Source organism: Roseiflexus castenholzii DSM 13941 (genome assembly GCF_000017805.1).
Lineage (GTDB): Bacteria > Chloroflexota > Chloroflexia > Chloroflexales > Roseiflexaceae > Roseiflexus > Roseiflexus castenholzii.
In genome coordinates, this window is sequence record NC_009767.1 from 3,728,397 (window position 1) to 3,741,622 (window position 13,226).

At 63.1% G+C, this 13,226-nt stretch carries 4 protein-coding genes; all 4 read left to right on the plus strand.

Annotated features, from left to right (window positions below; genetic code table 11):
* Positions 1 to 5: 5 nt before the first annotated feature.
* The 4 genes from RCAS_RS14855 (at position 6) to RCAS_RS14870 (ending at position 13,222) form a co-directional block, all read left to right on the plus strand.
* Positions 6 to 9,353, plus strand: a complete 9,348-nt coding sequence (locus tag RCAS_RS14855; RefSeq protein ID WP_012121365.1) for a type I polyketide synthase — start codon at positions 6 to 8, stop codon at positions 9,351 to 9,353.
* Between the two features lie 71 nt (positions 9,354 to 9,424).
* Positions 9,425 to 10,189: a 4'-phosphopantetheinyl transferase family protein gene (locus RCAS_RS14860; protein ID WP_012121366.1), complete on the plus strand. Its 765-nt coding sequence runs from the start codon at positions 9,425 to 9,427 to the stop codon at positions 10,187 to 10,189.
* Entirely contained in the window at positions 10,186 to 11,730 is a 1,545-nt protein-coding gene (locus RCAS_RS14865; protein ID WP_012121367.1) for an acyl-CoA carboxylase subunit beta, read from the plus strand. Before RCAS_RS14860 ends, RCAS_RS14865 begins: the two co-directional genes overlap by 4 nt.
* A gap of 10 nt (positions 11,731 to 11,740) precedes the next feature.
* Positions 11,741 to 13,222: an acetyl-CoA carboxylase biotin carboxylase subunit gene (locus RCAS_RS14870; RefSeq protein WP_012121368.1), complete on the plus strand. Its 1,482-nt coding sequence runs from the start codon at positions 11,741 to 11,743 to the stop codon at positions 13,220 to 13,222.
* Positions 13,223 to 13,226: the final 4 nt, after the last annotated feature.

A 13,226-nucleotide genomic window follows, 5' to 3' on the forward strand; every position in this document is an offset into this window, starting at 1 on the left:
CGACGATGAGTGACACGACAGAACGGGCGATTGCAATTGTCGGGGTGGGCGCGATCCTTCCCGATGCTCCTAATGCGCCCGCCTTCTGGACCAATATTCTGAACAAACGCTATAGTATTACCGAGACGCCGCCGGAGCGCTGGAGTATTGCGGATTACTACGATCCCGATCCCGCCGCGCCGGATAAGACCTACTCGAAGATCGGCGGCTGGGTGCGTGGCTTTACCTTCGACTGGAAACGCTTCAAGATCCCGCCGCGCGTTGCAGCCGCTATGGACGAAGGGCAACAGTGGGCAGTGACGATTGCCGCCGAGACGCTCGCCGATTATGGGTACCCTGAGCGCGCCCTCGACACTGACCGCACCGGCGTCATCCTGGGAACGGCGATGGGTGGTGAGTTGCACTATATCACTCATCAGCGCGTGGTGTTCCCTGAATATGTCCACCTGCTCGAACGCACCGAAGCCTGGCGACGGTTGCCCCGGGAGGTGCAGGAGGCGCTGATCGCGCAGTGGCACGCGGAACTTGACCGCACCCTCCCGCCGGTGACCGAGGATACAATGCCTGGCGAGTTGCCGAACATTGTATCGGGACGTGTGGCGAATGTGTTGAACCTGCGCGGTCCGAATTTCATTACCGACGCCGCCTGCGCCTCGACGCTCGCAGCAGTCGATGCGGCATGCGAGCAATTGATCCAGCATCAGTGCGATGCCGTGCTGACCGGCGGTGTGGACCGCAATATGGGCGCCAGCACATTTGTGAAGTTCTGCAAAATCGGTGCGCTTTCCGCCACCGGCACGCGACCGTTTGGCGATGGCGCCGATGGTTTTGTGATGGGTGAAGGATCCGCCGCCTTCCTGCTCAAGCGGCTTGCCGATGCCGAACGCGATGGCGACCGCATCTACGCGGTCATTCGTGGCGTTGGCGGGTCGTCCGACGGCAAGGGGAAAGGCATTACCGCACCCAACCCGATCGGGCAGATTCTCGCCGTCGAACGCGCCTGGAAGGATGCAGGGCTGGACCCGGCGACAGCAACGCTCGTCGAGGCGCACGGCACCAGCACCCGCGTTGGCGATGTCGTCGAGGTCGAAAGTCTGTCGTCCTGCTTTGGCAAAGCCGAGCGCGGCAGCATTGGGCTTGGATCGGTGAAGAGCAATATCGGGCACCTCAAGGCAGGCGCAGGCGCAGCCGGCTTGCTGAAGGCGGTTATGGCGATCTACCACAAAATTCTGCCGCCGACCCTGAATTGCGAAAAGCCCAACCCGAATATCAACTTCAGCGCCACGCCGTTCTACCTGCTCACCGAGGCGCGTGAGTGGGAGCGCCGCGGGAACATTCCACGCCGCGCCGGCGTCAGCGCCTATGGCTTCGGCGGCACCAACTTCCACGTTGTCCTTGAGGAATACATTCCCGGCATGATCCGCACCGAGCCGAAGGTCTACGCCGGCGCCGCCGTGCCGTCGGCAGGCGCTGCGGGAGGCGCATCCGTCGCTCTGAGTGCGGCAACATCGACGGTTTCCGCCAGCGTGCCGCCTCCCACCGGACCACGCCTGCGCTCTGAGAAGAAGCCGTTGCGCGGCATCCTGGCGATTGGCGCGCCAACACCAAAGGAACTCAAGGATAAGATCGATGCAATCTTCCAGAAGGTCGAAGCCGGCTGGACGCCGCCCATTACGCCACCCGATCCGAATGAACTGGCGCAGCAGGAGCGCGTCGTTATCGACTTTGGCGATCACGACGAATTGCTCGACCGCCTGAAGAAAGCACAGAAGGCGGCAGGCTTCGATAACCCCGCCGCCTGGAAAGCATTGCAGGCACAGGGCGTCTTCCGCGGCAGTGGTCCGAAGCCGGGCAAGATCGCCTTCCTCTTCCCTGGTCAGGGCAGCCAATATGTCAATATGGGGCGGGAACTGCTCAGTGAACCGGCGTTCGCCGAGGTCATCAAAGAGAGCGACGCGGTAATGACGCCGATCCTGGGCAAACCGCTCAGCAGTTTCATCTATGTGGATGCCAGCGACCCCGCCGCGCTCAAGAAAGCCGAACACGACTTGATGCAGACGGCGATCACGCAACCGGCGATGTTGACGCTCGATGCTGCACTTTGCCGCCTGCTCAAGGAGTATGGGTTCGAGCCGGATATGGTAATGGGGCATTCGCTCGGCGAATATGCAGCGCTGAACGCCGCCGGAATCATGCCGTTCGCGGAGGCGCTCGAAGCCTCAGCCGCGCGCGGCGCCGAGATGAGCAAAGTCAAAGTCGATGATAACGGTTGGATGGCGGCAGTGATGGCGCCGCTTGATGTGGTGCTGCGCACGCTCGATGAAATCGATGGGTATGTCATTCCAGCCAATATCAACTCCTACAATCAGGTGGTGATCGGTGGCGCCAGCAAAGCCGTCGAAAAGGCAATCGAGGTCTTCACCCAGAAGGGGTATCAGGCGCAGCGCATTCCGGTCAGCCACGCATTCCATACCCGCATTGTTGCGCCGGCGTCCGGTCCGCTCCGCAAACAGCTTGATCGCTTCCATATTGCACCGCCACGGATCACGATGGTCGCCAATGTGACCGGAGAACTCTACCCGACGACGGTTGAGGAGATTAAGGATATTCTCGAAAAGCAGATTGCGTCGCCGGTGCAGTGGGTCAAAGGAATCGAAACGCTCTACCGCGAAGGAGCGCGCTGCTTTGTCGAGGTTGGTCCGAAGAAGGCGCTCAAGGGGTTTGTGGACGATGTGCTCGGTAATAAGCCCGATGTGGTGTCGCTCTTTACGAACCATCCGAAGACCGGCACGATCCAGAGTTTCAATCAGGCGCTCTGTGGTCTTTACGCAGCGGGGTATGGTCTTGTAGACGAGACGGCGGACGTGCAGAAGGATGGTAGCGCTCAGGCGCGTGTGGCAACCGCAGCCGTTGCGACAACAGGTGCGTCTGCGCCCGTCGCTGCCAGCGCCCCGGCGCCCACACCCGCACCCATCGCTGCCAACGCTCCGGCGCCGCAACCGGTTTCCGCCAGCGCTCCTGCTGTTCCGCAGGTCGCCGCTGGCGCTGCTGTAAGTCAGACTGTCGAAGAGGCGACTATGGGCAATGGCATTCCGCTCGATACGCTTGGGAAACTGCTCACCCAGGCGCTGCAAGGAGCGCAAACGACGCAACGCCCGGCATACAACGCACCGGTGTACGACCGCAACCTGCCGCCCACCGGCTCGGTCATCATCTCTGGCACAGGACTCGGTCTGCCCGGCGCCGAAAAGCCGGTGATGGACGAGCAGAATGCACTGCGCATCCTGCACGGCGAGCAGTTCATCGATCTCATCCCGGAGCGCTTCCGCCGCCAGATGCTGGCGCACAACATCACGCGCGTTGTGAAGAGCGAAGATGGCAGTGGCAGTTTCGAAACCCTGACGGAACCCGATGAGGTCATTCGCCTTGCCGGGCGACCCGGTCCGTTCAATCTGAGTGAGGAGTACGGCGTTCCTGCCAAACTGGTCGAGGCGCTCGACTCGACGACTCAACTGGCGATGGCGGCTGGTCTCGATGCTCTGCGCGAGGCAGGCATTCCGCTGGTGCAGACCTACCGCCGCACGACCACCGGCAAAGATCTGCCGGATCGCTGGATGCTGCCCGAGGCGTTGCGCGACGAAACCGGCGTGATCTTCGCGTCGGCGTTTCCCGGTCTGGATCGCCTCGCCGAAGAATTCGAGCGCTACTACACCTACGAGCATCGCCGCGAGCAACTGGAAGCGCTTGAGGCGCTGCGCCGGGTGACGACCGATCCTGCAACGCTGGCGGAGATCGTCCGACGTATTGGCGAACTGCGCGATCTGCTCGAACGTGAACCTTATATCTTCGACCGGCGCTTCCTCTTCCGCATCCTGGCGATGGGACACAGCCAGTTCGCCGAGTATATCGGCGCGCGCGGTCCCAACACGCACGTCAATGCTGCATGCGCCGCCACCACCCAGGCAATTGCGATTGCGGAAGACTGGATCCGCTCCGGTCGTTGCCGCCGTGTTCTTGTGATCGCTGCCGATAATGTCACCAGTGACCATCTTTTGCCGTGGATCGGCGCAGGGTTCCTGGCGACCGGCGCCGCCGCGACCGACGACCGAGTCGAAGAGGCGGCATTGCCCTTCGACCGCCGCCGCCATGGGATGATCCTGGGTATGGGTGCGTGTGCGCTGGTGGTTGAGAGCGAAGATGCCGTGCGCGAACGCGGTATGCGTGGCATTGTCGAGGTGCTCAGCACGGAGGCGGCAAACAGCGCCTTCCATGGCACGCGCCTCGATGTCGAGCATATTGCGGGTGTGATGAACAGCCTGATGACCGCCGCTGAACGGCGCTTTGGCATCGACCGCCGGACCATCGCGCCGCACCTGGTTTTCGTCTCACACGAGACCTATACCCCCGCGCGTGGCGGCAGCGCATCGGCTGAGGTCGTCGCGCTGCGCAAGACCTTCGGCGAATCTGCCAGCCAGGTGATCGTCTCCAATACCAAGGGGTTCACCGGGCACCCAATGGGGGTCGGCATCGAGGACGTGATTGCGGTCAAGATTCTCGAACATGGGATTGTGCCGCCGGTTCCGAATTACAAAGAGGTCGATCCCGAACTCGGCACGCTCAATCTGAGTCGCGGCGGGCGCTATCCGGTGCAGTATGCGCTGCACCTGGCGGCCGGCTTCGGTTCGCAGATTGCGATGACCTTGCTGCGCCGCATCCCTGGCAGTGTTGATCGCATCGACAACCGCGCGCGCTACGATTACTGGCTCGATCAGGTAAGTGGGTACGACCATGCCGAAACCGAGGTGGTGAAGCGCGTGCTGCGAATCAAGCCGCAAGGTGCGCCAGCCCGCCGCCCTGCGCCCAGTGCCTGGGTTCCTGGCACCGGTCCGACGCTGCGCGCCGCTGCGCCTGGCGATGGCGTGGCATTCGCGCCGGCAGCAATCCAGTATGCGCCTGCGCCACAACCTGTACCGATAGCGCCATCGTCAGTGCCATCTACACCGGCGCCGGTAGCGCCAGCGCCAACCAATGGCAAGCCGGCTCCCACGCCGGTTGCATCCGCACCGCTGCCTGCGCCGGCTCCCACACCGGTAGCATCCACACCGCCGCCTGCGCTGGCTCCCACACCGGTAGCATCCGCACCGCCGCCTGCGCTGGCTCCCACACCGGTTGCGCCGGTTGCACCTGTGCCCGAAATGGATGGCGTCACCGAAAAAGTGTTGCAGATCGTCGCCGAGAAGACCGGCTACCCGCCGGAGATGCTCGACCTCGACCTCGACCTGGAAGCCGACCTGGGGGTGGATACGGTCAAGCAGGCGGAGACGTTCGTTGCGGTGCGTGAAGCGTTTGGCATTCCGCAGGTCGAAAATCTGCGCCTGCGCGACTTCCCAACGCTGCGCGACGTGGTTGGCTTCGTCTACAAGCAGAAGCCAGAACTCAAACCCTCTGCTGCGCCAGTGGTTGCCGCACCACCTGCACCCGCAGCGGCGCCGGCAGATGGTGCGCCTTCCGCACCCGCCATTGCGCCGGCCGTCGCCGCATCGTCGGCGCCGGTCGTCGATACGGTCGCTGCAAAGGTGCTCGACGTTGTTGCCGAGAAGACCGGCTACCCGCCGGAGATGCTCGACCTCGACCTCGACCTGGAAGCCGACCTGGGCGTGGATACAGTCAAGCAGGCGGAGACGTTCGCCGCCATCCGTGAAGCGTTCGGCATCGAGCGGATCGAAAACCTGAAACTGCGCGACTATCCGACCCTGCGCCACGTGATCAACTTTGTCTACGAGCATCGGCCCGACCTCAAGACGATGGCGGTGTCCGCGCCTGAACCGGTCGCAGCGCCTGCGTCAGCGCCTGCGCCCGCAGCGGCGGCAGCGCCCGCAGCGCCCGCAGCAACCGCCGATCCGGTGACCGAACGGGTGCTTGCGGTGGTGGCCGAGAAGACCGGCTACCCGCCGGAGATGCTCGACCTCGACCTCGACCTGGAAGCCGACCTGGGGGTGGATACGGTCAAGCAGGCGGAGACGTTCGCCGCCATCCGTGAAGCGTTCGGCATCGAGCGGATCGAAAACCTGAAACTGCGCGACTATCCGACCCTGCGCCACGTGATCAACTTTGTCTACGAGCATCGGCCCGACCTCAAGACTGTGGCGGTGTCCGCGCCTGAACCGGTCGCAGCGCCTGCGTCAGCGCCTGCGCCCGCAGCGGCGGCAGCACCCGCCGATCCGGTGACCGAACGGGTGCTTGCGGTGGTGGCCGAGAAGACCGGCTACCCGCCGGAGATGCTCGAACTCGACCTCGACCTGGAGGCCGATCTGGGCGTGGATACGGTCAAGCAGGCGGAGACGTTCGCTGCCATCCGCGAGGCGTTCGGCATCGAGCGGATCGAAAACCTGAAACTGCGCGACTATCCGACCCTGCGCCACGTGATTAATTTCGTCTATGATCATCGGCCCGATCTCAAGCCATCGGCGACGCCTGCGGCGTCAGCGCCTGCGCCCACAGCGGCGGCAGCGCCCGCAGCGCCTGCAACAACCGCCGATCCGGTGACCGAGCGGGTGCTCGCGGTGGTGGCTGAGAAGACCGGCTACCCGCCGGAGATGCTCGACCTCGACCTCGACCTGGAGGCGGACCTGGGGGTGGATACGGTCAAGCAGGCGGAGACGTTCGCCGCGATCCGTGAGGCGTTCGGCATCGAGCGCGTCGAGGACCTGAAACTGCGCGACTATCCAACCCTGCGCCACGTGATTAATTTCGTCTATGATCGCCGGCCCGACCTCAAGCCATCTGAAGGAGTGACAACAACGCCAGTAGCGACAGGTGCAGCGCCCGTTGCGTCGGCTGCACCCACACCCGCAGCGCAACCGGCAGTGACGCTCGCACCGGTCGAGAATGCCGATATGGTTCCGCGCCGCGTGGTCGTTCCGGCGCTACGCCCGGCAATCGACTTGTGCAAACCGACCGGCGTTGCACTCGACGGCAACACCCGCGTCGTGGTAATGATGGACCGTGGCGGAGTTGGCAAGGCGCTGCTCAACCGCCTGGAGAAGCGCGGCGTCGGCACGCTGGTCATCGAAGAGCCGCCATCCGCCGAGGAACTGGAGCAACGACTCAAAGGATGGCTGGCGGAAGGTCCGATCCACGGCGTCTACTGGCTGCCAGCGCTCGATGTCGAACCGGCGATCGAGGAGATGGACCTGGCAACCTGGCGTGAACTGAACCAGGTGCGCGTCAAGAACCTCTACCTGACACTGCGGACACTGTACGACACGCTCGTGGGACCGGGCACATTCCTGGTCTCGGCGACGCGGCTCGGTGGATTGCACGGCTATGGACCGGAAGGCGCATCCGCACCGCTCGGCGGCGCCGTCGTCGGCTGCACTAAATCGTACAAGCGCGAACGCCAGGATATTCTGGTCAAGGCGGTCGATTTCGAGCCGGGGCGCAAGACGGCAGAACCGGCAGACCTGCTTATCGCTGAGACCCTCTTCGATCCCGGAGTCGTTGAAGTCGGCTACCGCGACAGCCTGCGCTACACCGTCACCTTCGAGGAGCGTCCGACGGCTGACGGCACACCGGGCATGACCCTTGGAAAGGACACCGTGTTCGTTGTCACCGGCGCGGCTGGCGGCATTACCTCCGCTATCACCGCCGACCTGGCAGCGGCGTCGGGCGGTATTTTCTACCTGCTCGACCTGACGCCCAAGCCGAACCCGGACGACCCGAACATTGCGCTGTTCCGTCAGGACAAAGAGGCGCTCAAGCGCAAGTTGATCGAAGACTTCCGCGCGGCAGGCGAACGCCCCACACCGGTGATGATCGACCGCAAGATCCTGGCGATCGAGCGTGAAGAGGCGGCACTGCGCGCCATCGAAGCGGTGCAGGCCGCCGGCGGCACGGCGCACTACTTCAGCGTCAACCTGCTCGACGGTCCGGGCGTCGCTGCGGTCATCGCCGATGTGCGCGAGCGCTACGGGCGGATCGACGTGCTGCTGCACGCCGGCGGTATCGAGATCTCCAAGGCGCTGCCCGACAAGGAGCCGAAGGAGTTCGACCTGGTGTTCGACATCAAGGCGGACGGCTACTTCAGCATTTTGAACGCCGCGAAGGGCATGCCAATAGGCGCAACGGTGGTGTTCAGTTCAGTCGCTGGTCGCTTTGGCAACAGCGGTCAGTCGGACTACTCATCCGCCAACGACCTGCTCTGCAAAGTGACGAGCAGCATGCGCACCTGGCGACCGGAGACGCGCGGTATCGCCATCGACTGGACAGCCTGGGGTGGCATTGGGATGGCAACCCGAGGTTCTATTCCGAAGATTATGGAGATGGCGGGCATCGACATGCTGCCGCCGGAAGCAGGTATCCCGACCATCCGCCGCGAACTGACGAAGAGCGCCTTCCGCGGCGAGATCGTCGTCGGGCAGCGGCTCGGCATCCTGGCGGCAGAGTTCGATGAAACCGGGGGTCTCGACCCGGCGAAGGTCGATACTGGCGGACGCCTGATGATCGGGAGCGTTAAAGCCTTCAAACTGTACGGCGGCATCGAAGTGGAGACGACCCTTGATCCGAAAGAGCAACCGTTCCTCTACGACCATCAGATCGACGGGGTGCCGGTGCTGCCCGGCGTGATGGGAACCGAAGCGTTCGCCGAGTTGGCGACGCTCCTGACGCCGGGATTCCGTGTCGCATCGATCAGTGAGCAGTTCAGCAGCCCGTTCAAGTTCCATCGGAACCAACCGCGCACGCTCTACCTGAGCGCGACGATCCACCCGACGGGCAATGGAACGCTTGTGGCAAAGACGACCCTGCGCGGCATGGTGCAACCGCGTCCCGAACTGTCGCCACGCTTCGACACCCACTTTGTCGGTGAGGTCTACCTCACGACGGCGCCGGTTGAAGAGCGGACGATTGACTTCGTGCCGCCATCAACCGAGGCGCTCGACATCGACCGGGAACGCATCTACCGGGTCTACTTCCACGGACCAGCGTATCAGGTGATGGAGCGCATCGGCGTCATGGGCGATCGGGCAGTGGCGCTGATGGTGGACGGTCTGCCGCCGAACAGCTCGCCCGATATGCCAATGCTGATCGCGCCACGGGTGATCGAGCTTTGCTTCCAGGCGGCAGGGATGTGGGAGATGGTGACCCACCGGGCGATGGCATTGCCATCTGCCATTGGAAGCGTCACCATCCTGCGGCACCCAGAGCGCGCCGAAGGGCGACGCCTCTACGCGCTGGTCACGGCCATCGATGGCGGCGCATCCTACGATGTGCAGGTGGTCGATACGGACGGTACCGTGTACGTCGATCTGCGCGGCTACCGCACCTCGCGGTTGCCGGGCGAAGTCACCGTGTAGTCTCATCCGATGCGGGGCGTCAGACGGATTCTCCGCCGCGTTCTGACGCCTCGCCATTCAGGTTGTGCCACATGCTGTACTGGCTGACTCAGACGCTTGCCGATCACCCCGCACTTGCCCGCGCTGAAGCCCCTGAAGGATTGCTCAGCGGTGCGGAAGAGGCGCAGTTTGGGGCGCTGATCCGCGAGAAACGCCGCCGCGACTGGCTGCTGGGGCGCTGGACGGCAAAGCATCTGGCAGCACACTATATCGAACTGGTCACCGGACGGCGTCCCGCGCTGCGGGACATTGTCATTCTTACCGACCCGGACGGCGCGCCGCGTCTTCAGAGTCAGAATGGCGACGCTTCGATCATTGATCGACTGGCGATCTCGATCAGCCACAGCCGCGACCACGCCTTTTGTGTGCTGACCGACATACCAGGGTACGCCCCAGGCGCCGACATCGAGTATGTCGAACCGCGCGCTCCCGGCTTTGTGACTGATTTCTTCACCGACGTCGAAATCGCATGTGTGCATCATGCGCCGCCGTCGGCGCAGCCGTTGTTGACGACTGTCATCTGGAGCGCCAAAGAAGCCGCGCTCAAATCGCTGCGTTGCGGTCTGACGGTCGATACGCGCCGGATTGTCTGCCTGCCGGACGAACCAACCGCCGATGGATGGGCGCCGGTGATCGTCCGGTGCCACCCCGAACTGAACGCATATGTTCATCGTGGCTGGTGGCGTCAGATGGGCGGATTTGTCCTGACCCTCGCAACAGCGGACATCGGGCGCCCGATGAAAACTGCTGTTCCTATTGCAGAAGCACGACGGAATGGAGATGGAGTTTCCCCATGACGAGTATGCAGGAGTATATCGAGAAACTGCGCCAGCGCAAAGCAATTGCCCACGGCACGGCGCAGGATGCCGAAGCGCAGCACAAAAAAGGGCGGCTCACCGCGCGTGAGCGCATCGACCTGCTCTTCGATCCAGGAACATTCGAAGAGATTGACACCCTGGTGCTGCCACGCTACGACGTGTACCCCGGCGGAAAACGCTCCCGGTACGGCGATGGCGTCGTCACCGGTTTCGGGCTGATCAACGGGCGTCGCGCGTTTGTGGCAGCGCAGGATGCTTCGGTCATGGGCGGTTCGCTCGGCGAAATGCATGCCAACAAAATCGTTAAGGCGATGCACATGGCTTTGAAGTATGGCTGTCCCTTCATCGCTATCAACGACTCCGGCGGCGCGCGCATTCAGGAAGGGGTCGATAGCCTGGGCGGCTATGCGCGCATCTTCGACGCGAACTGCGAAGCGTCCGGCGTCATTCCGCAACTCTCGTTGATCATGGGACCATGCGCTGGCGGTGCGGTCTATTCACCGGCGCTAACCGATTTCATCTTCATGACCGAGAATGCCTATATGTTCATCACCGGTCCTGAAGTGGTGAAAGCCGTTATGCAGGAGGAGGTTACGCAGGATCAATTGGGCGGCGGGCGCGTCCATGCCGAGGAGAGCGGCGTGAGCCACTTCCTGGCGCGCGACGATCAGGAGTGCCTGGCGATGGCGCGTGAACTTCTGAGTTACCTGCCGCTCAACAACCAGGACGACCCGCCCTATGTGCGCCCGGTGGACGATCCTGAACGACGCTGCCCTGAACTCGAAGAGATCGTGCCGGTCGATCCGACCAAGCCTTACGATGTGCGCCAGGTGATCAGCAGCATCCTCGACGATGGCCGCTTCTTTGAGGTGCATGCGCTTTGGGCGCAGAACATGGTCGTTGGCTTCGGCAGGCTCAACGGCTATGTTGTCGGCATTGTCGCCAACCAACCGATGGTGCTGGCAGGCTGCATCGACATCAAGGCGTCGATCAAGGCGGCACACTTCATTCGCATTTGCGATACCTACAATGTTCCAATCATCACGTTGCAGGACGTTCCCGGCTTCCTGCCCGGCACGAACCAGGAGTACGGCGGCATCATCCGCAACGGCGCGCGTATGATCTACGCCTATTCCGAAGCCGTCGTCCCCAAACTGATGATCATTCTGCGCAAAAGTTACGGCGGCGCCTACTGCGTGATGAGCAGCAAGGGATTGCGCGGCGACCTGTTGTACGCCTGGCCCAACGCCGAACTCGCCGTAATGGGGGCGGCCGGCGCAGTGAACATCCTGTACCGTAATGAGGTCAAGAACGCCCCCGACCCGGAGGCAAAGCGCCGCGAACTGGTCGAAGAGTACCAGGAACGCTTCAACAACCCGTATGTTGCGGCTGCCCGCGGGTTGATCGACGATGTAATCGAGCCGCGCGACTCGCGTCGAGTGCTGATCAAGGCGCTAGAAGTCACCCTGTCGAAGCGTGAACGTCACGTGCCGCGCAAGCACGGTATCTCGCCGTCCTGAGAGGAGTCCCATGTTTCGCACTATTCTTGTCGCCAACCGGGGTGAAATTGCCGTTCGCATCATTCGCACCTGCCGTGATATGGGTATTCGGACGGTGGCGCTCTACGACGATACCGATCTGAGTTCGCTCCATGTGCGGCTGGCGGATGAATGCGTGCGGTTGAGTTCGGGCGCGCTCTACTGCGACGCGGCAGCGCTCGTTCAGATTGCGCGTGATTGCGGCGCCGATGCGATCCATCCCGGCTACGGCTTCCTTGCCGAACACGAGGAATTCGCGCGCGCATGCGAGGAGTCCGGCATCGCCTTTATCGGTCCATCCAGCACGATGCTGGCAAAAGTGTGCGACAAAATCGCGGTGCTCGACATGGTACGCACGGCGGGCATTGCGGTGCCGCGTCACTCGCCACGCGCCTACCGCGCATCGGAATGGGAGGCGCTGCGTGACGCGGCTGAAGGCCTCGGCTACCCACTGGTGCTCAAATCGTACAGCGGCGGGCGCAGCCATAGCACACGCCTGGTACACGAGCCGACGCACCTGGGGAGCATAGCGCAGCATGCGCACTCGGCAGCGCTGACCGAATTCGGCGATGAGCGGCTCTACCTCGAAGAAGCATTCCTTCCGGCGCGCTACCTGGAAGTGCAACTTGTCGGCGACCGACACGGCAACCTCGTCCATCTGGGTGAGCGTGACGGGTCAATCCAGCATAATCATCGCAAGGTGATGGAAGAGTCGCCGGCGCCATACCTGACCGATGCGCAGCGCGAAAACCTCTGGCGGCAGGCGCTGACCATTGGGCGTCTGCTGGGATGCATGGGCGCCTGTACGATCGAGTTCGTGCTCGACGCGCAGGGGCGCTTTTATTTTACCGAGGTCAAAGCACGTATTCAGGTCGAACATCCGATCACCGAAATGCGCACTGGACTCGACCTGGTGCGCGTTCAGATTCAGGTTGCTGCCGGTGAGCCGCTCGGCTTTTCGCAGGATGAGGTGACACTGCGTGGATGCGCCATCCAGGTGCGCGTCAACGCAGAGGACCCGTGGAACCATTATCTGCCAAGCCCGGGACGACTGCGGCGCTTTCGCTTTCCGGGAGGACCAGGGGTGCGTGTCGATACGTATGCCTATGGCGGTTGCAACGTTCCGGTGCGTTACGATCCGCTGCTGGCGAAGGTCGTCGCCTGGGACGACACGCGCGCCGGGGCGTTGGGACGGTTGCGGCGCGCAGTCGCTGATTTTGCAATCAGCGGTGTGCAGACGAACCTGCCGCTCATCCAGCGTATTCTGGATGCCCCGGCGTTCGTCACCGGAACGTATGACTCGGACTTCAACCGCAGTCCCTTTCCGGGCGCTGAGGTCCCACCCGAACGCCTCCGCGACCTGGCGATTGCAGCGGCGCTGGCATACATCCGGCGCGGCATCGACTCGAGCGGCGTCCTGCCGGATCGCGCCGGTTCCGGCTGGCATCGTGATTCGCGCCGATTGCCACAGTAGAGGA